Annotated in this window: 19 protein-coding genes; 9 read left to right on the top strand and 10 right to left on the bottom strand. The window is 64.4% G+C overall.

The genetic code is table 11. The features are described from left to right. Nucleotides 1–317: 317 nt before the first annotated feature. The 3 genes from HPY67_14050 to smc all read right to left on the bottom strand — a co-directional run bounded on the left by HPY67_14050 (nucleotide 318) and on the right by smc (nucleotide 5,706). Nucleotides 318–959 (bottom strand): serine/threonine protein phosphatase, encoded by a 642-nt coding sequence (locus HPY67_14050; protein ID NPV05843.1) that lies wholly within the window; start codon nucleotides 957–959, stop codon nucleotides 318–320. A 12-nt stretch (nucleotides 960–971) separates the two neighbouring features. Then, nucleotides 972–1,907, bottom strand: a complete 936-nt coding sequence (ftsY, locus tag HPY67_14045) for a signal recognition particle-docking protein FtsY (GenBank protein NPV05842.1) — start codon at nucleotides 1,905–1,907, stop codon at nucleotides 972–974. A gap of 223 nt (nucleotides 1,908–2,130) precedes the next feature. Then, nucleotides 2,131–5,706, bottom strand: coding sequence for a chromosome segregation protein SMC (gene smc / locus HPY67_14040; GenBank protein NPV05841.1), 3,576 nt, complete (start codon nucleotides 5,704–5,706; stop codon nucleotides 2,131–2,133). Nucleotides 5,707–6,147: 441 nt separating this feature from the next. On the opposite strand from smc, the gene HPY67_14035 reads away from it, so the two are divergent. The 5 genes from HPY67_14035 to HPY67_14015 all read left to right on the top strand — a co-directional run bounded on the left by HPY67_14035 (nucleotide 6,148) and on the right by HPY67_14015 (nucleotide 13,856). Next, on the top strand, nucleotides 6,148–7,698 hold the full coding sequence (locus HPY67_14035; GenBank protein NPV05840.1) for a hypothetical protein: 1,551 nt from the start codon (nucleotides 6,148–6,150) through the stop codon (nucleotides 7,696–7,698). Between the two features lie 370 nt (nucleotides 7,699–8,068). Further along, a complete protein-coding gene (locus tag HPY67_14030; protein ID NPV05839.1) occupies nucleotides 8,069–9,286 on the top strand; it encodes an OFA family MFS transporter in 1,218 nt (405 codons plus the stop codon). A 221-nt stretch (nucleotides 9,287–9,507) separates the two neighbouring features. After that, a complete protein-coding gene (locus tag HPY67_14025; GenBank protein NPV05838.1) occupies nucleotides 9,508–10,536 on the top strand; it encodes a threonylcarbamoyl-AMP synthase in 1,029 nt (342 codons plus the stop codon). A 114-nt stretch (nucleotides 10,537–10,650) separates the two neighbouring features. Next, nucleotides 10,651–12,090 carry a hypothetical protein gene (locus HPY67_14020; GenBank protein ID NPV05837.1) on the top strand — a complete coding sequence of 480 codons (1,440 nt, stop codon included), beginning with the start codon at nucleotides 10,651–10,653 and terminating at the stop codon, nucleotides 12,088–12,090. A gap of 440 nt (nucleotides 12,091–12,530) precedes the next feature. Then, a complete protein-coding gene (locus HPY67_14015; protein NPV05836.1) occupies nucleotides 12,531–13,856 on the top strand; it encodes an OFA family MFS transporter in 1,326 nt (441 codons plus the stop codon). Between the two features lie 25 nt (nucleotides 13,857–13,881). Here the strand turns inward: HPY67_14015 and HPY67_14010 are convergent, their stop codons facing one another. From HPY67_14010 to HPY67_14000, 3 genes are read right to left on the bottom strand one after another with little or no spacing between them, the layout of a single operon-like run. Continuing rightward, a complete protein-coding gene (locus tag HPY67_14010) occupies nucleotides 13,882–14,502 on the bottom strand; it encodes an archaemetzincin family Zn-dependent metalloprotease (GenBank protein NPV05835.1) in 621 nt (206 codons plus the stop codon). Between the two features lie 11 nt (nucleotides 14,503–14,513). Next, nucleotides 14,514–15,869 (bottom strand): sigma-54-dependent Fis family transcriptional regulator, encoded by a 1,356-nt coding sequence (locus tag HPY67_14005; protein ID NPV05834.1) that lies wholly within the window; start codon nucleotides 15,867–15,869, stop codon nucleotides 14,514–14,516. 12 nt (nucleotides 15,870–15,881) lie between these two features. Further along, nucleotides 15,882–17,336 (bottom strand): hypothetical protein, encoded by a 1,455-nt coding sequence (locus HPY67_14000; GenBank protein NPV05833.1) that lies wholly within the window; start codon nucleotides 17,334–17,336, stop codon nucleotides 15,882–15,884. Nucleotides 17,337–17,547: 211 nt separating this feature from the next. On the opposite strand from HPY67_14000, the gene HPY67_13995 reads away from it, so the two are divergent. From HPY67_13995 to HPY67_13985, 3 genes are read left to right on the top strand one after another with little or no spacing between them, the layout of a single operon-like run. Further along, nucleotides 17,548–18,519, top strand: a complete 972-nt coding sequence (locus tag HPY67_13995; GenBank protein NPV05832.1) for a rhomboid family intramembrane serine protease — start codon at nucleotides 17,548–17,550, stop codon at nucleotides 18,517–18,519. A gap of 3 nt (nucleotides 18,520–18,522) precedes the next feature. Next, complete coding sequence (locus tag HPY67_13990) at nucleotides 18,523–18,780, top strand: hypothetical protein (protein NPV05831.1); 258 nt, start codon at nucleotides 18,523–18,525, stop codon at nucleotides 18,778–18,780. Between the two features lie 37 nt (nucleotides 18,781–18,817). Continuing rightward, on the top strand, nucleotides 18,818–19,003 hold the full coding sequence (locus HPY67_13985; protein NPV05830.1) for a hypothetical protein: 186 nt from the start codon (nucleotides 18,818–18,820) through the stop codon (nucleotides 19,001–19,003). Nucleotides 19,004–19,141: 138 nt separating this feature from the next. On the opposite strand, the gene amrS is transcribed toward HPY67_13985, so the two are convergent. Further along, nucleotides 19,142–20,155 (bottom strand): AmmeMemoRadiSam system radical SAM enzyme, encoded by a 1,014-nt coding sequence (amrS, locus tag HPY67_13980; protein NPV05829.1) that lies wholly within the window; start codon nucleotides 20,153–20,155, stop codon nucleotides 19,142–19,144. A 106-nt stretch (nucleotides 20,156–20,261) separates the two neighbouring features. Beyond that, entirely contained in the window at nucleotides 20,262–21,260 is a 999-nt protein-coding gene (gene moaA, locus HPY67_13975) for a GTP 3',8-cyclase MoaA (protein ID NPV05828.1), read from the bottom strand. A 221-nt stretch (nucleotides 21,261–21,481) separates the two neighbouring features. On the opposite strand from moaA, the gene greA reads away from it, so the two are divergent. Further along, complete coding sequence (greA, locus tag HPY67_13970; protein NPV05827.1) at nucleotides 21,482–21,970, top strand: transcription elongation factor GreA; 489 nt, start codon at nucleotides 21,482–21,484, stop codon at nucleotides 21,968–21,970. A 72-nt stretch (nucleotides 21,971–22,042) separates the two neighbouring features. On the opposite strand, the gene HPY67_13965 is transcribed toward greA, so the two are convergent. Then, entirely contained in the window at nucleotides 22,043–23,827 is a 1,785-nt protein-coding gene (locus tag HPY67_13965) for a Na(+)/H(+) antiporter subunit D (protein NPV05826.1), read from the bottom strand. Next, complete coding sequence (locus HPY67_13960; GenBank protein ID NPV05825.1) at nucleotides 23,817–24,080, bottom strand: hypothetical protein; 264 nt, start codon at nucleotides 24,078–24,080, stop codon at nucleotides 23,817–23,819. Before HPY67_13960 ends, HPY67_13965 begins: the two co-directional genes overlap by 11 nt. Nucleotides 24,081–24,085 lie beyond the last annotated feature (5 nt).

Raw genomic sequence — 24,085 nt, 5'->3', positions numbered from 1 at the left:
CGCACCGGCATGAGGCTCAACGGCGCTCTTCAAAGGGCCCTGAACCATCAAAACCTGCCCGACAGACCGTGCGCGGATAGACGTTACGGATATTTTGTTGTCAAAGAACGGGTAAACAACTCGTCCCCTCTTGACTGTTGCGACACAGCCTCTCAAGGGAGAGGGTGCTGAGAAACAAGTTCGGGACGCATTCAAGTATCTTCATGACGAACCAGGAATGACGGTGTGCCGGGATCGTGGGGCACCGGGGTGGAGATGAGGAGAATCATGGCCCAACATGCCGCGATTGCAGCATGGCATGATTCCATCATCTTTCGTCACACCTGGTGGAAACGCAGGGCCGGCAGCTCCAGGCACGTCAGCGCCCCCCCGTAGACCGCTCCCGTGTCGATCCCGATCATCTTCTCCCCCACGAAGGGCCCCCGCGTAAACGGGGTGTGCCCGAAGACGACGGTCTTTTTCAGCCCGTGGCCGGACAGGAAGAACTCGTGGCGGATCCAGACCATGTCATAGGGGTCCTGGATCTCCATGGGGATGCCGGGCCGCACCCCGGCGTGAACGAACAGGTGCGTCTCCGTCTCGTAGAACGGCAGCAGGGAGCGGAAGAAGGCAAGATGATCGGGGGGCACCTTCGCCTCCCGCTCGGGGTCGTTGGGAGCGATGCCGTAGGAGCGCAGGGTGCTGCGGCCGCCGTTGACGAGGAAGAGCTCCTCCTCCCGGCCTTCGAGCCAGTTCAGGAACATCTGCTCGTGGTTGCCCATCAGGCAGACGACGCGGCCGTGTTGCCCGCGCAGTTCCAGGACGGCGTCGACCACCTCCTTCGACGCAGGGCCGCGGTCGATGTAGTCGCCCATGAAGACGACCGTGTCCTCGGCCCAGTCGACGTCGATGACCGCCAGGAGCTCCCGGAGCTTGTCGAGGCAGCCGTGGATGTCGCCGATGGCGAAAATGCGTCCCATGCCGTCGTTGTTCTATTCCATCAGCGCATCGACGAACTCGGCGCTGTTGAAGGGCCGCAGGTCGTCCATCTTCTCCCCGATGCCGATGTAGCGGATGGGGATGTCGAACTCCCGCGCGAGGCGGATGATGATGCCCCCCTTGGCCGTGCCGTCGAGCTTCGTGAGAACGAAGCCCGTCACACCGATCGCGTCGTTGAACATCTTCGCCTGGTTGACCGCGTTCTGGCCCGTCGTGGCGTCGAGCACGAGCAGGACCTCATGGGGCGACCCGGGAAGCTCCCTCCCCATGATGCGCTTGACCTTCTTGAGCTCCTCCATGAGGTTGAGCTTCGTGTGGAGCCGCCCCGCCGTGTCGATGATCAGGGCGTTCACCCCCCGGGCCCGGGCGGCCTGCAGCGCGTCGAAGACGACGGCCGAGGGGTCGGCCCCCATCTTCTGCCTGATGACGGGGACGCCCACCCGCTCGCCCCAGACCTCGAGCTGCTCGATGGCGGCGGCACGGAAGGTGTCCGCGGCGGCGAGCATCACGCTGTGCCCGCGGGACTTGAGCTCGCCGGCGATCTTGCCGATCGTGGTCGTCTTGCCCGTACCGTTGACGCCGACGACCATGACGGTGTACAGGCCGTCCCCGGGAATCTCCAGGGGCGCCTCGCGCTGCTTGAGGATGAAGTGGATGTTGTCGCGCAGGATGTTGCGAAGTACCTCGGGGCTGCCGAGCTCGGAGCGCTTCGCGATCGCCTTCATCTCGTCGATCAGCTCCGCGGCGAACGCCGGCCCCACGTCGGCCGTGACGAGCATCTCCTCGAGCTCCTCGAAGAGGGATGCGTCGATCTTCTTCTCGCCGAAGAGAACCTGGTCGACGTTGCGGACGAGGGTCTGCTTGGTCTTGCTGAGCCCTTCCTTGAGCCGCTCGAAGAAGGACCCCTTTTTTCCCGAATTTCCGAACATGGTCCGTTCCGCCAAAGAAAAATCCGCCGACCGGGAACGCCCGTCGGCGGCTCTCTTATAGAATAGCCGGCACGCCTTGTCCAGCCCGAAATCATCGAGGGGCCGGGCCGGCGCATACGGCCCGGATGCCGGGCGCACGGCAGACCGGGGAGCGGGGCGGGACCGGCGTGCACAGACCGGCGGGAGCGGGGGGCGACGCCGCGGACGGGCCTCTTGCACCGGCCTACGCGGCGATCTGGTTCAGGTTGACGCTCACGAGCGTCGAGATCCCCTTCTTCTCCATGGAGACGCCGAAGAGGTTGTCGGAGACCTCCATGGTTTTCTTGTTGTGCGTCACCAGGACGATCTGGGAGCGCTCGGAGATGTCCTTGACGAACTGGTTGAACAGGGCGATGTTGGCGTCGTCGAGCGCCGCGTCGACCTCGTCGAGGATCAGGAAGGGCGTCGGCTTGTGCAGCAGGATCGAGAAGATGAGCGCCACGGCCGCGAGGGACTTCTCACCGCCCGACAGCAGATTGATGTTCTGCGTGCGCTTGCCGGGCAGCTGGATCTCGATGTCGACGCCCGTCTCCAGCAGGTCCTCACTGTCCGTGAGCAGCAGCGATGCCTTGCCGCCGCGGAAGAGCTTGGGAAAGACGGACTGGAAGCATTCGTTGACGGCCTGGAAGGTCTCGGAGAAGCGGTTCCTCGTGACCTGGTTGATCCGGGCGATCGTCTTCTGCAGCGAGTCGAGCGAGGCGTTGAGGTCGCTGATCTGGCCGGAGAGGAAGTCGTGCCTCGCCTGGAGCTCTTCGTGCTCGCTGATGGCCAGCAGGTTCACCTCGCCGAAGTCCTCGACGGCCCTCTTCTTCTTTTCGAGGTCTTCCCGGAGCTCCGCGATCCGCACCTCGTCGAGAGGCTCGAACCCCCGGGCCAGTTCGTCGAGGTCGGCCTGGTGCTTCTCCTGCATCCCGTTGCGCAGCGCGTCGATCTGGAAGGCCAGCTCCCGGATCTCGATGTCGAGCTCGCCCGTCTCGCGGAGCATCTCCTCGATCTTCCTGCGGGCCTCCCGGGCCTCGCCCTCGAGCAGGCTCATCTTCCCCTCGCGCCAGGTCTGCCCTTCCCGGGCAGCCGCCAGGTCCCGCTCGACGACCCCGTAGGCGCTGTAGAGCGCCTCCAGGGACAGGCGGCCCTGCTCGATCTTGGCCGTCAGCTCCTCCCGATTGCGGTCCGCCTCGCCGAGGTTCTGCTGCCGCGTCTCCACCTCGAGATCGAGGGTGCGGAGGGACTCGCGGAGCCGCTCGAGCGCCTTGAGGTCGGCGTTTCGCTTCTCCTCCAAGGCCGCCAGGGCGACACGCGCTTCCGTGAGCAGGGCGTCCCTGCCCTCCAGATCCGCCTTCACGGCCTGCCAGCGCCGCTGGGTCTCCTCGAGGCGGCTGCTGATCTCGAGGCAGCGCACGTCCGCCGTCTCGATCTCGCGCTCCGTGGCGGCCAATTTCGCCGCCGTTTCCTGCTCCTCGGCCTGCAGCGTCTCGCGGTTGAACCGGATCACGCCCACGCGCTGCTGGACCCACTTCAGCTCGTTCTCGAACCGCTCCGTGTCCTTGCTGCGGCCCTGCAGTTCGAGCTCCGCCTCGCGGATCGAGTCACGGATTGCCTCCCAGCTATCCTCCATCCCGGCGATCCGGTCGGCCAGTTCACTGCGTCCCTGCGCCTCGTCCCGCAGCCGGCCTTCGAGGCGACGGGCGTCCTGCTCCAGCTCGGCGATCTCCCTCTTGCGGCTCAGCAGGCTGCTCTCCTCGGTGACGGCCCGGCTTCCGCCCGTCAGGACGCCGTGGGGGCTGATCATGTCGCCGTCCGGGGTCACGAGTGTCCCCCGGAAGCCGTTGCGCTCCCACAGGGCGACCCCGGACTTCAGGTCCGGGACCAGCAGGGTGTCGCCCAGGAGGTACTCGGCGATGCTGCGGAACTCGTCCCTGACGCGCACGACGTCGAGCAGCCGCGTCGTGCCCCGGAGCGACTCGCTCGATTCGACATCGAGGGCGCTCGCGCGGACCCGCAGCGGGACGAAGCTGCTGCGGCCTGCCGTGCGGGTCTTCAGGTAGTCGATGGCCCGGATGCCCTCTTCCTGGCTCTTGACGACGACGTACTGCAGCCGTTCGCCCAAGGCCGCCTCGACGGCGACCTCGTACTCGCGGGGCACCTCGATGTGGTCGGCCACCAGCCCGTGGACGCTGTCCCGTGCCAGGCCGGCCTCCGCCCCGGCCCGGATGATGGACCGTGTCCCCGCATCGCACCACTCGTAGCGGTTCTGGAACTCCCGGAGCGAGGCAAGCCGCGAGGTCTTCTTCCCCAGTTCCTCCTTGAGCCGCAGCACCCGCTCGTCGGCCTCCTCCAGCTCGGTGCGGGAGCGCTGAATGATCTGCTGGAGCTCCGCGGCCTCCTTCCGGAGGCTCTCCAGGCGCTCCCGGCCCTCCTCGAGGCCCGTGCGCGCGCCTGCGAGGCTCTCCTGGGCGAGGGCCAGGCGGCTGACCTGTTCCTCGAGCTCCCTGTCCTCCCGCTCTGCCCGGCGCCGGATATCCTCCAGGCTCTTGCGGTATCCCGCGAGCGCGTTCTGCAGGCGCGACTGCTCGGTGAGCGCATTGAAGTAGGCGTTCTTCTCCCTCTCCAGTCCGTCCCGCAGGCTCTGCTCGCTCTTCCGGAGCTCGTCGACGTCTGCCTGCCGCCGGGCGAGTTCATCCCGGCCGGCCGCGATCCGGCCGTCCGACTCGGCCGACTGCGCCTCGAGCTGCGCCAGCTCGCCCTCCATCTGCCCGCGCCGGGCACGCAACGATTCCAGCTCGATCGCCCCCCGCTCCTTCAGGACCGCCAAATCGTCCAGCCGCGCCCGGGCATGCTCGATCGCCTGCTCCTGGATGCCGATCTCGCTTTTCGCCGTGTAGAGCTTTTCCTGGAGCTGATTGACGAGCTGGTCGTTCTCGGCGATCTCGGCCCTGAACTCCTCGATGCGGGCTTCGAGAACCGCCAGCTGCGAGCGGGCGTCGTCCGTTGCCGCCGAGGCCTCGTCGTATCGCCCCTGCAGGTCGGACTTCCTCCCCTGCATCTCCGTGAAGGCCTGCGCGGCCAGGGCCAGTTCGACCTCCCGGAGGTCCTTCTTGATCTGCTTGTACCGCTCGGCACGCCTGGCCTGGCGGGAGACGGCGTTGAGCTGGCTCTTGACCTCGCGCATGATGTCGTTGAGGCGAAGCAGGTTCTGCTTGGTCGACTCCATCTTCCGGACGGCGGCTTCCTTGCGGCTCTTGTACTTCGTGATCCCCGCGGCCTCCTCGATGTACTGGCGCCGCTCCTCCGGCTTGGCCTCCATGAGGCTCGCGATGCTCCCCTGTTCCACGAGCGAGTAGGTCCGGGCGCCCACGCCCGTATCCATGAAGAACTCCTTCACGTCGAGCAGGCGGCAGCGCACCTTGTTGATGAAGTACTCGCCCTCCTCGTCGCGGAAGACCCGCCGCGTGATCATCACCTCCGAGCAGTCCGCGTAGGGGGCGGGGAAGGGGTACCCGCCGGATTCCATGACGAGGGTCACCTCGGCCATGCCAACGGGCGGGGCCTCCTCGCTGCCGTTGAAGATGACGTCGTCCATCTTCTTGCCCCGCAGTACGGACACCCGCTGCTCCCCCATCACCCAGCGGAGGGCGTCGACGATGTTGCTCTTGCCGCAGCCGTTGGGCCCCACGATGCCGCTGATCCCGGACGAAAAGTCGATGACGGTCCTGTCCCGGAAGGTCTTGAACCCGATGATCTCGAGCCGCTTGAGTTTCATTCCATCCCCTTGCCTCTGTCAGTTCCCTGACGGTTCGTGAAAATCGCCAACACTCTACCAAAGCGCCACAACGATGTAAAGGGCTAAAAACTACTATGGAATGTGTCCTTTTTCTCCTTGACCACTACATGTTGTATTCAATTTCCGTTCCAGAAGTCGAAATTTCCGGCTTGGGAAGACGCAATTTCCTGTGAAAATGCACTCTCCCCTTTGGGGCTCCCGGCGGCGGGGGGGAGCGCATTTGTCTTGACAAAACGGGAGGCAAGCGTTTAATCAACAGTCGGTCTCAGCCATTTCATCCACAATCATCAACATGCACCGCCATCCGGGAGGGAGGGGCGAAACGGTCAGGGCGACATCCCGTTTCCCGCCCGACCCCCTGCCCGGCCCGCAGGACCCGCACGCCGGGGGCAGAGCCCGCATTCGCAAGGAGGGAGCAGAATGACGACGCCCGTTCAGCAGAAGATCCGCGACAAGAAGAGAACCCCGCAGCAGATCCTCGACATGGTCAAGTCGGGCGACTGGATCCAGCCCGGCTCCGTGGGGGGGGACTCCACGGAGTGCATGAAGGAGCTCGCCAAGCGCATCGGCCCCGGCCCAGGCCAGGTGAAGGACATCGAGATCTGGAACTACGCCATGTTCTACCCCCACCTCGAGTTCCAGCAGGTCGACCCCAAGCAGGAATACCACTGCTTCCACGAGTTCTTCTTCTTCCCCTGGACCCGCAGGTCCCGCGACACCAACAACGTCACCAGCTGGGCGCAGTGGGGGTGGGCCATGGGCACGTGGTTCAGCCATTACCGCTTCGTCAACGCCGTGAAGGAGAAGCGCGGCCTCGACTGGTGGTGGAACGCGGCGACCCCCTGGGACCAGCACGGGTTCGCGAACTTCTCCTACGGGACGAACAACGCCTACATCTTCTCGCAGTGCGCGAAGAAGTCCGTCATCGAGGTGCGCGCCGACTACCCCTGGGCCGAGGGAGGGCGCTTCAACACGATCCACATCGACGAGATCGACTACTGGGTCGAGGTGGACGTGGAGCGCTACCGGTGGCCCCAGATCAACGAGAAGGCCATCAAGGCGAAGCCCGAGGAGGAGGCCGTCGCAAACCACATCATGACGATCATGCGCGACCGGGACGTCATCCAGCTCGGCATCGGCTCGCTGCCGTCCGCCTGCGTCGGGGCCATGGTCAACGCCGGCTTCAAGGACCTCGGCATCCACACGGAGATGCTCAACGCCGGCCTGATCAAGCTGATCGAGTCCGGGCAGGTCACCAACCGCTACAAGAGCCTCCCCGCCGACCGCGGGAAGAGCGTCTGGACCTTCGCCTTCCCCGTGGACGTGAAGTGGTACTACGACACGATCCACCACAACCCGAACCTGGCCGTCTACGACATCAGCTACACCAACAACCTGCACAACCTGACCCGGATCGACAACATGATCGCCATCGACAACTGCGTCGCCGTGGACCTCCTGGGCCAGCAGTGCTCGGGTTTCTACGAGAAACGGCCCATCTCGAGCACCGGCGGCTACTTCAACTTCGTGGCCTTCTGCGCCCAGAGCCGGGGCGGCCGGGGTGTGGCCGCCATGACGTCCCGCAGCAAGCACGGCACCTCCCGCATCGTCCCGTTCCTGCCCGAGGGCTCGTCGGTGGACGTCCCGGCACAGCTTGCCCACTATGTCTGCACGGAGTACGGCATCGTCAACCTCCGCGGACTCAACGGCTACGAGAGGGCGGCGGCGCTCATCTCGATCGCGCACCCCGAGGACCGGGAGTGGCTGGAACGGGAAGCCAGGGAGCACGGCCTGCTCGCCCCGAAGTTCCCCGTCGGCATGCTGCCCGTCGAGGGCCAGGCGCGCCGCTACCCCTCCTACGAGGAAAGGAGAGGCTACAAGGTCCCCATGCACAGCGACATCTGGGGTTTCGACGGGACCCCTACTGGAGCGGCAAGTGATTTCCCGCTGCCGTTCCGGGTGCCCCCGTGACAATATTGTTCTTGACAAGGACCGTTTGTTCCTGCTAGAGACAGGTGGGTTTTATAACTTCTTTCAACCCGATGCGAAAAATCGGCGGCGGGGCCACCAACCCCCGATTGGACAGGCGATGCCGCGTATCGCCTGAAATCACCCTAACCCTTTGAGACAGTTTCATACATCATGGCTCCCCCCCGGGTGTCCCTCCGGAATACAGCGAGTGAGGAACGCCGGGGCGTGGGTTATAACAGGTCCATTTCATTCATAAACCGCAACTGGAAAGGAAAGGAGGTGAAGCACGGTTCGAGTTCCTGTATTCATTATCGTACTCACATTCAGGTTTTCGCATTCTTGATCACGATCAACAAAGGAGGGTTATGCAATGAGTGATGATCAAACCTACAATCGCTGGATACCGGTCATTCTGGGCGTTCTGATCCAGCTCTGCCTGGGGTCCGTGTACATCTGGGGCGTGTTCCAGCCCGCCGTCGTCAAGCTCTTCGGGTGGAATCACGCAACCGCGGCCCTGACCTTCTCCTTCACGCTCGCCGTCTTCACCGTCGGCTCCGTGATCGGCGGCATGTACCAGGACCGGCTCGGCCCCAAGAAGGTTCTCATGTGGTCGGCGGTCATCCTGTCCATCGGCTTCTGGATGGCCGGTTACACCACGGCCGACAAGCCCTGGTGGCTCTACCTGTGCTACGGCATCATCGGCGGCGGCGGCATGGGCGCCACCTACCCGACGATCATCGTCACCTGCCAGAAGTGGTTCCCTGACCGCAGAGGTCTCGTGACGGGCATCGTCGTCGCGGCCCTCGGCTTCGGCGGCCTGATCTTCACGCCGCTCGCCCGCATCTGGATCGCCGATTACGGGGTTCTGGTCACCTTCCAGATCTTCGCGGTGATCTTCTTCGTCGTCACCTTCGGCTGCGGCTTCTTCTTCCGGATCCCCCAGCCCGGGTTCGCGCCGGCCGGGTGGAAGCCCTCGGCTGCGGCGGCCGCCGGCATGGCCGCCACGCCCTACACCGCCGGCGAGGCCTCCAAGACCTGGCAGTTCTGGGTCATGGGGCTCGTCCTCGGCCTGGCCTGCTACACCGGCCTGATGATCATCCCCTTCGCGAAGGTTCTCGGCCTCCAGGGCGGCCTCTCCGATGCGGTGGCCACCACGGCCGTCATGATCATCTCGGCAGCCAACTCCGGCGGCCGCCTGCTGTGGGGCGCTGCGTCGGACAAGCTGGGCCGGACCAAGACCATCCTCGTGCTGCTCCTCGTCGCCGGAGGCTGCATGCTGTTCCTGGCGGCGGCCCGTGAGTACACGATCCTGATCCTCATCTTCGTCATCGCCCTGTGCTACGGCGGGTACCTCGGCGTGTTCCCGGCTCTCGTCGCCGACTACTTCGGCACCAAGGCCGCGGGCATGATCTACGGCCTGCTGCTGCTGTTCTTCGGCGTCGCGGCCATCGCGGCCCCGCTGGTTGCCGGCAAGATCAGGGACGCCACGGGCGGCTTCGTGGCCTCCTTCATGTCGGCGGCCATCCTCTCCTTCGTCGCGGCGGTCCTGGTCTTCATCCTGAAACCGCCCCCCAGGAAGACCAGCTGACCGCGGCTGGCATTCGCCCCCGAGGGCGGAAGCCGATAGGCACTCAAAGGGCCCGGGTCACAAGACCCGGGCCCTTCCCTTTGCCGCGTGCCTGCCCGTGGCCCCTTGAATATCGGAGGGATTTCGGATACCGTACGGTCCGCGGGGAGGGACGCCGGGTGCAGCCGCCGGCGGCAACGGCAATCCCGCATCCGTGACGGACAGAACAAAGGACTCGCGACGTGCCGGAGACGAGAATCATCAGCCTTTCCCCGGATCATCCTGAACCGCAGGTCATCCGGCACGCCGCGGCGGTGCTTCGCTCCGGGGGCCTGGTCGCGTTCCCGACGGAAACCGTCTACGGCCTCGGCGCCGACGCGTTCAATGAGCGGGCGGTCAGGCGGATCTTCGAGGTCAAGGGCCGGCCCGCCGACAACCCCCTCATCGTTCACATTGCCTCGTACGGCCAGCTGGCGGATCTCACAGACGAGCTGCCGCCCGCGGGGGAAAAACTGGCCCGGTCGTTCTGGCCCGGCCCTCTCACGCTGGTCGTGCACGGGTCCGAGGGCATCCCCGACGTCGTCACCGCAGGGCTTGACACGGTCGCCGTCCGGATGCCCGACAACGCAGTGACGCTCGAGCTGATCCGGGAACTCGGCAGCCCCATCGTCGGGCCGAGCGCGAACCTCTCCGGCAGGCCGAGCCCCACGGCGGCCCGTCACGTCTATGACGACCTGAACGGGAAGATCGACCTCATCCTCGACGCAGGCCCGGCGAGGATCGGCGTCGAATCGACCGTCATCGACGTGACGTCGGACCCCCCGGTGATCCTTCGCTTCGGGGGACTGACGCGCGAGCGGATCGAACGGTGCGTGGGACCCGTCCTGGACGGCGGGTCGGATGACAGGGGCAGGCGCTCTCCCGGGACCCGCCACCGGCACTACGCCCCGCGGGCGCAGGTCATCCTCGTCGACCGCGGCGATGCGCAAACCTTCGAGCGCCTCTTCCGGCTGCATTCGGCGGCGGGGAAGAAGGTGGGCTTCATCGTCCACTCCATCGCGCTCCCCCCCACGGTGCCATGCGACGCGGGCACCTCGGTCACCCAGGGCGTCGAGCAATACACCCGGCTTCTGTTCCGGCTCATGCGCGAGATGGACGCGCGGAAGGCCGACGTGCTTCTCGTGGAGCGCGTCGAGGAGACGGGGCTCGGCCGGGCGGTGATGGACCGCCTCGTCCGCGCCGCGCGCGGCAGCGCACCTGAACAGGCCTGACCCGGGGACCGGAAAAAAAGATTTACACGGCCCGGCCCCTGTGCTATGCCCGCAGCGAGGCCCGCGGCAGCGGACAACCCTGCCCGACAGCGCAGCCTCTGGGAGACGAACCCGATGAGAACGGCCTACGACTATTTCCATAATTACCTTTCGGACAACATCCAGGACACGGACACCCTCGAGCGGATGCGCAACGTCATCGCCGAGTTCACGGCGCGTGCGCCGAAGCTCGTCATCATGAAGTGCATCGACGGGCGCGTGCACGGCAGCAAGTCCATCGGCTACCCCCCCACGGCCGTGCGCTTCGGGCGGACCGACGGCAACAAGGTCTCCCTCGACCTGAGCAACTTCTGGTACTGGAACCGTCTGGACCGCGCCGTGGAAGACGCCACGTTCAACACCCCCGGGACGCCCGCCGTGTTCATGGCCTACATGCACCGTTCCGCCCGCGGCCTGGGGTGCGCCACGCACCAGTCGGACGACGACGCGGCGCGGCAGGCCATCGAGGCCCAGATCGCCGGCGTGAAGAAAATGTACCGCGACACCGAGCTCTACGTGATGGGCGGCTGCACCAACACCGACATCATGGCTGACACGCTGATCTTCCCCGGGGACATCCGGATTGACTCCGAGGAGGTCATCCGGTACTGCAACCTGAAACGGCCCCGCGACGTGTTTCACGAGTCGTTCCTGGTCAATCCGATCGACGACGTCGCCACATCGCGGAATGTCAGCGACAAGACGCCGGACGAGCTGCTCGCCGGGGTCCGCCCCGCGTTCTTCGGCGATTTCCAGACCTGCCTCAACATGCAGAATTACCTCCTCCGCGTGATCACCACGACAATCCGAAAGGACAAGGGAGACCTGAAGCGGCTCATCCGCCCGGACATCGTGGATTATCTCTTCGTCAGCCTCGACCGGGTTGCCCTTCCCGACACGCTCCTCGGCCCCATCGTCTACCAGATCGTCTGGAACGTCACCTACGCCCTGTACAACATCAACCTGATCGGCCATCTCTCCGCGGAAGAACTCGAGCGCCGCATCGACCACGCCGAGGAGATCATCTGCTACGGGGGAGGCTTCGAGGCCGTGGCGCGCAACCGGGGCATCATGGTGAAGACCGGCCGCGGCAACGACGTGGAAGCCCTCAACGTCGCCAAGGCCGTCCTTGAGAAAAACCGCAGGAAGCACAAGCAGGGGCACGGGCCCCTGCTCCACATCAACATCGTCCTGAGCGGCGAGCTGATGCGGTGGGACGATTTCAACGACAACATCGGCTCGCGCATCCTCACGATGATGCGAAACGTCGACCACGTCTTCGGCAGGGACGTCTCGATCCTCACCTCATACTCCTACCGGGACCAGATGCGCTTCTACCCCGTGAAGGTCTCGAGGAACGACCCGCGCCTGACCTTCATGGCCGATGTGACGTCCGGGATCAACAATTCCATGCAGTTCAGCAACATGGCCCTCAAGGCGCAGGAAGCCATCTACGTGGCGAAGTTCATCGAGAGCAGCGAGAGGCTCTATCGCGACTACTATCATCTTTTCTAACGCCTCCCCCCTCCCGGCGGGAAGCGTGCGTGCCTTTCCCTTTCGACGGCCCATCCCCTCCGGTCGGCATATCCGCCGTCCCTCGTACCATACCGCACCGGGAGCGGCCAGACCGGCGATCAATTCTGGTACAAGCCGGTGTATAATTTATTAACACCGCCTCAAATGCATAACATATCAATATTAAATGATTTTATCATTATCAGCTCCAAGACTCTGCAGTTGTGTTAAAAAAATAAACAAAATGCCCGGATCTTTACTCCCGGACACATTTCGCCCAAATCCCACAACTACTCAAGCAATTGAAATTATTAAGAATATTATTTTCCACATCCCCGCATGCTTTTCTTTTCCTGGCATGCAACTTGATTAAAGGCGGGCAAGGCAGAGCACAATACAGCAATATTTAAAATATAAAGGATACGATTTGAGGAGGTAGCATGTCACAGGTGGTAAAGAACAAAGGGTGGACCGTAACGCTGGCCGGCATGGGGATCAACCTCGCGCTGGGTATTCTCTACACGTGGAGCATCTTCCAGGGCGCCATCAAGCAGTCCATCGACAAGGGCGGTGAAGGCGCATTCAACTGGAACCTTGCCTCCCTGAACGACCCCTACGCAGTCTGCTGTCTGATGTTCGCGTTTTCCATGATTCCCGCCGGGAAATGCCAGGACAAGTTCGGCCCCAAGGTCACGGCGCTCATCGGCGCGGCCCTGGTCGGCATCGGGCTGACCTGGATCTCCCAGACGACGGATTATCTCAGCTGGGTCATCGGGTTCGGCGTGCTGACGGGATCCGGCATCGGGTTCGGCTATTCCGCCGCCACCCCGCCGGCGCTCAAGTGGTTCCCCGCGGAAAAGACCGGCCTGATCGCGGGGTTGGTCGTAGCGGGCTTCGGCCTTGCCTCAGTGTACATCGCCCCCCTGTCCTCCTACCTCGTCGGGGCCTGGGGTCTGCAGAAGGCCATGATGTTCTTCGGCATTTCGTTCTTCATCGTCGTGGGGTCGCTCTCCATGCTGCTCATGAACCCCCCGAAGGGGTATGTGCCCGGGGGGAGCTCGTCGGCAGCGCAGGTCAAGAAGGCCGCCCAGATGGAGGCCTCGCCTTCTGAGGTGATCCGCACCCCCGTGTTCTGGAAGCTCTGGTTCATCTTCTTCATCGGGGCCGGTGTCGGGCTCATGGTGATCGGAAGCGTCGCCGGCATGGCGAAGAAGAGCATGGGCGAGGCGGCGTTCGTGGCCGTGGCCATCATGGCCATCGGTAACGCCAGCGGCCGTGTCGTGGCGGGAATCGTGTCGGACAAGATCGGGCGGAACGCCACGCTGGCCACGATGCTCTCTCTCCAGGCCATCCTGATGCTCATCGCCATCCCGACCGTGGGGTCGCAGAGCACCGGCGCGCTCATGATCGTGCTGCTCGCCACGTTCATCGGCTTCAACTACGGGACGAACCTCTCCCTCTTCCCCTCCTACGCGAAGACCTGGTGGGGCCTGAAGTCCTTCGGCCTCAACTACGGCATCCTCTTCACGTCCTGGGGGCTGGGCGGGTTTATCCTGTCGAGGGTCTCCCAGATGCTGTACTCGCAGACGGGCAGCTTCACCTACTCCTTCGTGACGGCGGCCGTGCTGCTGACGATCGGCGCTGCGCTGACGCTGACCCTGAAGGCTCCGGAGCCCGCCACGGTTCCCGAGGCGAGGTTCGAGCCCGCGCTGGGTCTGGCCATGGCCGACGGCGGCGAGAAAGTCAAGAACGACAAGACCAAGTAAAACACATTCACTCTGTCATAACCCTTCAGACGATAGGGGGAACGTCGTAGCTCCGCACGGCGTTCCCCCTGTTCGTTTTGCCGGCCGCCGAGCGCGCCTGCCGGCGGCAGGCGGCCACACCGGCCCGGACCTTCTCCCGGCAGGCCTCGCAGAATTCGGCCGACTTCTGATCGATGTCCTCGACGTAGGTGGATGACCGCAGCACGCAGCGCGGGTCATGGCAGTGGATCAGCCCGAACGTGTGCCCCAGCTCGTGCAGGGCCTCCTTCAGGAGCCGCTCCAGCATCAGGTGCTTGTCCCTGGGCAGGCCGTAGTACTCGTTGTGCAGCCGGTGCAGGGAGGCCACCGAACCCGCCCCGTTGAGCTGGGCTTCGCCGAAAACGAAGGTGAGGATCGGGATGAAGAGATCGACGTCGGCGACCCCCAGGACCCTGCACCCGTCGGGCGGTAGGGCCGCGATGAGCTGGCGCAGGATTTCGGCGGAGTCGTACTGCCCGCGCCTCGCATCGTACGCCCGGGCGAGATCGAGGTCGAACCGGCGGTAGCGGGTCTTCAGCCCGAAGGTCCGCATGACGGCGTGCTCCAGCGGTTCGACCCAGAAGTCGTCCCTTATGCTTCCGACGGGCACGATGTAGACGTAATCCATACGGACGGTCTTCAGGGCTCCTTCTTCTTCAGCTGGTACTTCTCGATCTTGTTGTACAGGGTGAGGCGGCTGATTTTCAGGATCTGCGCCGCCTGGGCGACGTTGCCGTTCGTCCGCTCGAGGATGTTCCGGATGTGCTTCCTCTCCACTTCCTCGAGGGAATCGTCCCCGAAGAAGTCCGACGAGGACGACGAGAAGGGGAACGAGAGATCGTCCGCCTCAATGCGCCGTCCCTTCGCGGTGACCATGGCGCGTTCGACGACATTGCGCAGCTCACGGACATTCCCCGGCCACTCGTACTTCACGAGCATCTCGAGGGCCTCCGGGGAGAACTCGGTGATGTTCTTGTTCATCGACTGCGCGAACTTCTGCATGAAGTGCTGCGCGATCAGGGGAATGTCCGACGAGCGCTCGCGCAGCGGAGGCAGGACGATGCTGAACACGTTCAGGCGGTAGTAGAGGTCCTCCCGGAACGTCCCGTCCCGGACCGCCTTTTCCAGGTCCTTGTTGGTCGCGCAGATGATCCGGAAATCGACGTTGAGCAGCTTGTCGCCGCCGAGGCGCGTGAACTGCCTCGTCTCGATCACGCGCAGCAGGTCCATCTGCATCTTTTCCCCGATGTTGCCGATCTCGTCGAGAAAGACCGTCCCCTTGTCGGCCATCTCCAGCCGTCCCCGCCGCTGGTACAGGGCGCCGGTGAAGGCCCCCTTCTCGTGGCCGAAGAGCTCGCTCTCCAGGAGCCCCTCGGTGTACGCCCCGCAGTTGATCGTGATGATCGGGGAATAGCGCCGGTTGCTCATGCTGTGGATGGCGCGCGCGACGAGTTCCTTCCCCGTGCCGCTCTCGCCCCGGATCATCACCGTCGAGTCGGTCTCGGCGACGGCGGCCACCCGCTCCATGACCTGCCGGAGCGCCTGGCTCTCCCCGATGATCTTGTCGGGCGAGGAGATCTCCTCGATCTGCCGGCGGAGCCGGAGGTTCTCCGTGACCAGTCTCCGGTGGTCGATGGCGTTGCGGATCAGGTGGCTCATGTCGTCGGGGTCGATGGGCTTGACGACGTAGTCGAAGGCGCCTTCCTTCAGGGCCTGGATGCTCGTGTCGACGGACGCAAAGGCCGTGATCATGATGGTCACCACCCCCTTGTCGATCTGCTTGATCCGCCGCTGAAGCTCCAGCCCGTCCATGCCCGGCATCTTGATATCCAGGAAGACGATGTCCCAGGGCTGCTCCTGCATCTTCTTGAGCGCCTCCACGGCATCCGCGGCCGTATCGACCCGGTACCCGTCGAGCTGGAACCACTTGCACAGGGACTCCCGCACCGCGGCTTCGTCGTCCACAATGAGGATGGCCGTGTCTTCCGGTTTCATCGCGCACCTCCTTTACAGGGTCAGGGGGCTCGAGGCGGGGTGTTTCCGCGGCAGCGTGATCGTGAACAGCGCCCCCTCGTTGGGCCGGGAGTCCACGACGATCTCCCCGAAGTGGTTCTTGACGATGCCGTACACGACCGACAGCCCGAGACCGAGGCTCTTGCCCGATTCCCGGGTCGAGAAGAACGGCTCGAAGATGTGCGGCATCACGTCGGGGCGGATGCCCTCCCCGTAGTCCTTCACCATGATCTTGACGTGATCGCCGGCCTGGTAGTCGGTGGCGATGATGATCTTGCCGCCCGCGGAGGAGGACTCGATGGCGTTGGCGACCAGCGCGACGATGATCTGCTGCAGGGCGCCGGCGTCGCACTCGATCTCGTCGTCCCCCTGATCCAGCACGGTGTGCAGCTCCATGCCCTTGAGCTTCGCCGTGTGCCCCATCACCTTGATGCTGACCTCGATGATCTCGTTGAGGCGCTCCGCCCGGATCTTGCCGGTCTTCCGCCTCGCGAACACCAGCAGGTTCTTCGCGATGTCGCCGCAGCGCTTGGCCTCGGAGGCAATGAAGGACAGGTTCTCCCGGACGGCGTCCAGCGTCTGCGGGCTGATCTCCTTGGCCTTCAGGTACTTCGCGGAGAGGCGGGCATAGGAGAGGATCCCCGAGAGGGGGTTGTTGATCTCGTGCGCCACGGTGGCCGACAGCCGACCGAGCGAGGCCATCTTCTCCTGCAGCGAGAGGTTCGACAGGGTCTCCTTCAGCTCCTTCTCCGCCATCAGCTGCTGCTGGTGGGTGAGAAAGCTGTGCCGGATGATGATGAAAAACAGCAGGCCCATGACGAGAAGGATGATCAGGCACACGAGGATGATCTCCCTCGTGATGGCCTCCACCTCCGCCCGGATGCTGTCGACGTAGATGCCGGTGCCGATGATCCACCCCCAGGGGGCGAATCCCCTCACGTAGGAGATCTTCGGGTGGATGACCGTCTCGTCCTCCCGGGTCGGCCACATGTAGTCGACGTAGCCGGAGCCGTGCTTCTTGACCACATCGACGAACTCGACGAAGACGAGCTTCCCGGTGGGGTCCGCGAAGTCCCTCAGGTCTTTCCCGATCAGGTCGTCCCGGTAGGGGTGAATGACCAGCCGGGGCTGCATGTCGTTGATCCAGAAATACTCCTCCATCTGCCGGCCGTAGTGCATGTTCCGGATCTGCTCGATGGCCCGCCTCTGGGCCTCGGCCCGGGTGAGCAGCCCCTCGCGCTCGTCGTTTTCGAACTTGGCCAGGATGTTCCACGCCGAGTTGGTCAGCTCGCGGATCATCTCCCGCTTGTGGTCCATGCTGTTCTTCTCGATGGCGGGGATGAAAAGGAGGAAGATGGCGGAAACGAAAAGGGCGACGCACAGCAGGGTCGGGAGAATGATCCGGATGATGAAGGCTTCCCACTGGACGGATATTCGTTGACTGAGCATCAGCGCCGATTCACCCTTGCAAGGGGATCCCGATGGACGAAAACAGCTGTGATTTTCAAATTATACAGTGCACTGTCCCGTGTCAACACTATTTTTTGACTGAAATGATTGTGGGAAAGCCCCATTTGTGCGATAACAGGCATGCCTGGGGCCCGGAGCGGGAATGCCTGCGGACCCCGGGCGCCTGGACACGTACCCGGTTTCTAGCGCGATGATCCCGATCCGAGATGAGATCCAGTCGAAGACTTACCCCGCCGTCACCCACGGCATCATCGGGCTCAATGTCTTGGTGTTCGTTTTCCAGTTGATGCAGGGGGAAAACATCGAGCGGTTCATCACCACCTACGGCCTCGTTCCCGCCCGCTACACGGTCCCCGAGATCGCATCCCAATTCACCTTCGCCGAGCAGGCCTTCGCCCTGCTGTCCTTCATGTTCCTCCACGGCGGGGTGCTCCACCTGGTCGGCAACATGTGGTCCCTTTACATCTTCGGCGACAACGTGGAGGACCGCATGGGCTCAACCCGGTACCTGGCGTTCTACCTCCTGAGCGGCTGGGCGTCGGGCCTGGCTCACCTCTGGTTCAACTGGGGCTCGACGGTCCCCACGATCGGCGCCAGCGGGGCCATCGCCGGGGTCATGGGGGCCTACTTCATCCTCTTCCCGGGGGCGCGGATCATCACGCTGATCCCCATCCTCTTCATCCCCTACTTCGTCGAGATCCCGGCCGTCGTGTTCCTCGGGATCTGGCTTCTCTTCCAGTTCTTCTACGCCTCCCTGCCCGGGCAGGAGGGCGTGGGCGGCATCGCGTGGTGGGCCCACATCGGGGGGTTCGTGTTCGGCATGATCGCCGTCAAGCTGTTTTCCCGCCTGCCCGAGAGCCGCCTGGACGAGAAACTGCACGAGACGCTGGCACGCCGCACGACCCCGCGCCTGCAGAGGCTTCTGCCCGTGAGCGAAAGCGACGACCTGGATCTGCACGGCACCATCGTGATCACGGCCCGGGAAGCGCGCAACGGGACGCGCAAGATGATCAGCGTCCCCGGCGATGCGGCGCGGAGGGCCTTCATGGTCAGGATCCCGCCGGGCACGGAGGACGGGACCCGAATCCGGCTTGCCGGTCTCGGCCGCACCGAGGGCGGCCGGGCGGGGGACATCTACCTGGAGATCCGCGTCGAGGAATAGGCCATGGACGAGGAGAGCTGGCAGGTCGCAGGCACCGCCCAGGGGGTGATCCAGGCGAGGATCCTCGAGGGAAGGCTCCAGGCGGAGGGGATCCCCGTGCGGCTGCAGTACGAGCCGATCGGGGCGATTTACGCCATCACCGTCGACGGCCTCGGCGAGGTGCAGATCCTCGTGCCGGAACAGTGGGCGGAGCATGCCAGGCGGGTCCTGTCGAGGGAGTACACGGAGGAGGAGCTGGACTGGAGAGACGGCGACCGGTGATCCGTGGATCGGATTCAGTCAAAGAGGAGAAATCCCCGTGAAGGCTGTCATTCAACTCGATCTGAACGTCGAGCAGGCCGAGGATGCGAAGCGGATCGTGGAAGAAACCTGCACGAGGCTTCGAGACGCGGGCGCCATCGGCGGCTATCGCTACGAAATCGAGACGCCGGAAGGGCCCGTGACGGAACGGTGCGTCCTTGCCGAAGGCAGGGTCATCGCCTGAAAGGCCTGAGGACTCCCTCCGGGAGAGGGGAAACACGATTCGACAGTGTCCGGGGATCGGGACAGGAAGACAATTGACGGGCCCCACAAAGCGCTTTCGAGGATCCCCGGCGCCGTCGGCAGACCGGCGGGCCCGCCGTCACGATGTGAAGATTCCTGCCAGAGTGGTCCCGCATCGACGGCATTGCGTCCCCTGCAGGTTGTACGCCCGGATGCTGTACCCCTGCCGGGCGATCAGCAGATTGTGACATGCGGAACAGTACGTGTGGTCGCTCGCGCTCCCCGGCACGTTGCCGCCGTAGACGTGCTTGAGGCCCGCCTCCCTCCCGATTTCCAGGGCCCGCTCGATGGTCTGCACCGGCGTCGGGGAGAGGTTCTGCGCCTTGTAGCGCGGGAAAAAGCGGCTCACATGCCAGGGGACCTCGTCCCCCAGCGATCGGATGAAGGCGGCGATGTCCCTCAGCTCGCCCTCGTCGTCGTTGAGGGTCGGGATGACGAGCGTCGTCACCTCGACCCAGATCCCCCTCTGCCGCATGGCCCGGAGCGTCTCAAGGACCGGTTCCAGCCGGGCGCCGCATTGCCGCCGGTAGAAGTCGTCGCGGAAGGACTTGAGATCGACGTTGGCGGCATCGAGCCAGTCCGAGGCGGCTTCGAGCGCCTCCGGCGTCATGAAGCCGTTGGTGACGAAGATGTTCTTCAGGCCCTCCCGGCGTGCCAGGAGGCCCGTGTCGCGGGCGAACTCGAAGAAGACCGTGGGCTCCGTGTAGGTGTAGGAAATCGATTTCGACTCCGTGTAGATGGCCTTGTTCACGATCTCGCGGGGGCTCATCTCCCGGCCCGCGATCCGCCCCTCCTCCCGCGGCATCTGCGAGATCTCGTGGTTCTGGCAGAACGAGCAGCGGAAGTTGCAGCCCGCCGCGGCGATGGAATAGGAATCCGACCCCGGAAGCACGTGGTAGAGGGGTTTCTTCTCCACGGGGTCGACATTGGCGGCTACAACGCAGCCGTAGACGAGGGTATGGAGCGTCCCGTCCCGGTTTTCCCGCACGCCGCAGACACCCCTCTTCGCCGGGGCGATCCTGCAGCGGTGCCCGCAGAGGGAGCATCGGACATCGCCCCCCTCGAGTTTTTCGTAGAGCATGGCCTCTCTGATCATCGCTCTCACCGCTTCAACAAAAATCCCTCTCAATCCCCCTTTGCAAAAGGGGGACACCGGGGGATTTTCTCTCACCGGTCACTCATCACCAATCACTGCGCGCCTAGCCGCCGATCGTGGGCATTTCACGGGCACACTTTCTCCGGTGGCGATCCTCCGCCGACCCCCCGGTGTTCTGTCCCAGGGGCTTGTTCAAAATGGCCCGTCGGATGAGCTCCTCGAGATCCGCGTCGGTGCACCCGCTGCGCATCGGACTTTTGAGATCCACCTCCCCGTCCACCATCAGGCAGGCCCGCAGGCCCCCGTCGGCGGTGAGGCGAAGCCGGTTGCAGGCATGGCAGAAATTGTGGCTGATGGGGCTGATGAAGCCGATGACGCCCCGGGCCCCCTGGAGGCGGAAACGGCTGGCCGGGCCGCTCAGGTTCCTTTTCGGCCTGCCGCTCTCGACGGGATGGAGGGTGCCGACGCGGGCGATCCGTTCCATCAGTTCGTCGTTGGACACGTACTTCTCGCCGCTGCCCTTCTCGCCGCCGATCGGCATGAGCTCGATGAACCGGATTTCGTAAGGTTTCTCCAGGGTCAGCCGGGCAAAGGCGACCGCCTCGTCGTCATTGAACCCCCGCACGGCCACGACGTTGATCTTGATCGGGGAAAAACCGGCCTCGCCGGCCCGTTCCAGCCCTCGGAGGACGGCCGACAGGTCGCCGCCCCGGGTGATGCGGGCATAGCGCTCCGGATCGAGCGAGTCGAGGCTCACATTGATCCGGCCGACACCCGCCTTCCGGATCGGCTCGGCAAAGCTCTCCAGGAGGATGCCGTTCGTGGTGAGGCTGATGTCCTCGAGCCCCAGCTTGCCGAGCTCGGCCAGGAAGCCGGTGACCCCCCTGCGGACGAGCGGCTCTCCGCCCGTGACCCGGACCTTCGCGATGCCGAGCTTCCGCGCGATCCCGACGATCCGCAGCATCTCCTCGTATTTCAGGATGTCATCGTGGCCGAGAAGCGACAGGCCCTCCTTCGGCATGCAGTAGACGCACCGGAGGTTGCAGCGGTCCGTGATGGAGACCCGGAGGTAGTTGATCTCTCGCTTGTACTTGTCGAGCATGGCGAACCAAACGGGGCCGCCTCAGGCGGCCCCGGCCATGTCGAACCTAGCACAACGGGGGGGACGGCGCAAGACGGGAAAGCCTGTCTCGGCCGACATCCTCAAATCTCTTGACAGCGCCGCCGTTTGCGTGTAGAGGATGTTTCAAATATCCGTTGTTGCCCCGAGGCACTGGCGGATATTTATTTTTTTGCCGAAGGCATCGGCCCGGGGGAGCGTCGATGGAGAAGATGCCCATCACCAAGGCGGGTTTCGAGAGGCTGAAGCGGGAGCTCGAGCAGCTCAAGAGGGTCCTGATCCCCGAGAACATCAGGGCCATCGAAGAGGCGCGGGGCCACGGCGACATCTCGGAGAACGCCGAGTACCAGTACGCCAAGGAGCGCCAGTCCTTCCTGCACGGTCGCCAGCAGGAACTCGAGAACTGCCTGGCCACCTGCCAGATCGTGGAGCTCAACGGCGTCACCGGAGACCGGGTCGTCTTCGGCACGACCGTCGCCTTCGCCGACATCGACACGGGCGACGAGACCCGCTACCAGCTGGTCGGCCCGTACGAGTCCGACGTGGCAAAGAACCGCATTTCCGTCACCTCGCCGATCGGCAAGGCCCTCATCGGCAAGAGCGTGGGCGATATCGTCCGCGTCAAGACGCCCGGGGGCGTCCGGGAAGTGGAGATCGTGGACATCGCCGTAGAGGAGCCGTCGGAGCCGTAGGCAGACCCATCATCGGGAGAGAGAACAGAGGGCATGCCGTCGCACGCCCTCTTTTTTGCGCGGAACCGGACCCTACCAGAGAAGCACCAGAATCGTCAGCACCGTCAGCAGCAGCACCGCACGCAGGACGCCGTCACCGACGGGATGCGCCCCGGTCTCGCAGCGGGCCTCCGAGACAGACATCTTCCGCTTCATCCACTCGTGGTTGCCGTAAAGCAGGGCAAGCGCACGGAAACCGAGGCGCTGCAAATTGCAGACCGGCTTCCGGAAGAACAGGCCGAGCCCGCGCGTCAGGCGCCGTGAGAAAACCTCGTCCGCCCAGTCGTTCAGCGCGTTCAGGGTGCTGTCCGCGAGGCGGTAGAAGGCGCGGCCGCCCTTGCGGGTGAGTACGTCGACGTCGAGATTGATGGCGCGGATTTCCGGCGGGTGCGTGCCCGACAGCAGCATGAGGGCGAACGCGAGGGCCGCGAAGAGCAGCAGCTGGGCCTGCGAGATCACGTGACCGGCCGTGTAGGGCTGAAAGTCCGTCGGATAGGGGAGCAGGCTGTAGAGCGGTTGCGGATAGACGCCGATCCCGATGCAGAGCGCCGCGGCCAGGCCCATCGCCAGCAGCATGGGCAGCGGGGCCTCCTTGCAGCGGATCCCCGAGTCGTGGGAGAAGAACGCGCAGAAGGGGATCTTGATCCCGGCGTGGTGCAGGACCCCGGCCGAGGCGAAGAGCATCATGAACCACACGAGTCGAAGATCGCCGAGAGCCGCCGCCTCCATGACCATCGACTTGCTGACGAAGCCGCTGAACAGCGGGAAGGCGGAGATGGAGGCCGCCCCGACGATGCAGAACGTGCAGGTCCACGGCATGGACCGGTACAGGCCCCCCACATCGGTGGCGTTGATCTTCCCGGTCTGGTGCAGCACCGCGCCCATGGACATGAACAGCAGCGCCTTGTACAGGATGTGGCTGAACGCGTGGGACACGGTGCCGTTCAGGGACAGCTCGGTGCCGATCCCGATGCCGACCATCATGAAGCCGACCTGGTTGATCAGGCTGTAGGACAGTACCCGTCGCAGGTTGTTCTCGATCACGGCGAAGAAGATCGGGAAGACCGTCATGGCCGCACCGATCCAGATGAGGGCCTCCGTGCCCGGGAAGGCCCGGGCCAGGACGTAGACGGCCGTCTTCGTGGTGAAGGCCGAGAGGAACACGGCGCCGGTCACGGTGGACTCGGGGTAGGCATCGGGCAGCCAGAAGTGCAGGAGCGGCCACGCGCTGTTGACGCCGAAGCCGATGAAGATCAGCCAGGACGACAGCCCGCCCCCGAGCCCGATGTAGCCGAAGGCGACCGTTCCCGTGGCCTGGACCTGCAGCAGGATGCCGCCCAGCAGGCACAGGCCCGACACGACGTGCACCATGAAGTAGCGGAACCCCGCGGCCATGGCCTTCTCGGTGCGCCGCGCCATGATGAGGAACGTGGCGCTCAGCGTCATCATCTCCCAGAAGACGAACAGCGTGAAGAAGTCGCCGGCAAAAACGGCCCCGATGGCGGCCCCGGCGTAGACGAGGCCGGCGGCGTTTTGCAGCCGGTCCTCCACCTGCAGGGCGTAGAGGTTGGCGATGAAGGCGATGATGTGGAAGATGATCCCGAAGACCACGCTCAGCCGATCGACGCGGGCGAGCACCAGCTCCTGGCCGAAAAACGGCACCAGGAATTGATTCCCCTCCGGCAAAGAGAGCATGTTGAGCAGGCTGAGCACCGGGACGAGCAGCATCCACGCCCGGCGAGGGCGGCCGCGCAGGAGCGCCGCCGGCAGGGCGGCCAGGATCAGGATCAGTCCGGGGGGCCAGGCGCTAGCGATCATAGTAATCCTCATCGCGCATGACGATCGGCCGCAAGACGTACTGCGCAACAAAGACCAGCATCACGTAGGCGACAAAGCCGAATGCGGCGTAAAACCCGTACCACTCCTCCCAGGGGAAGATCACGTGCCGGTGAGTCCAGCCTTCGGCGAGCAGCAGAGCGCCCAGGACGGCGGCAAAACCCGCCATCAGGGCCTTCAGGGTCTGCGGTCGGATCAGGGGCTCCGGTTTCGGTTCAACGGTGTTTTGCTTCACCACGC

The sequence above is a fragment of the Syntrophaceae bacterium genome (assembly GCA_013177795.1).
In the GTDB taxonomy this organism is placed as follows: domain Bacteria; phylum Desulfobacterota; class Syntrophia; order Syntrophales; family UBA2192; genus UBA2192.
Note: the sequence above shows the minus strand (reverse complement) of the source record. Positions and strands in the feature narration are given on the sequence as shown.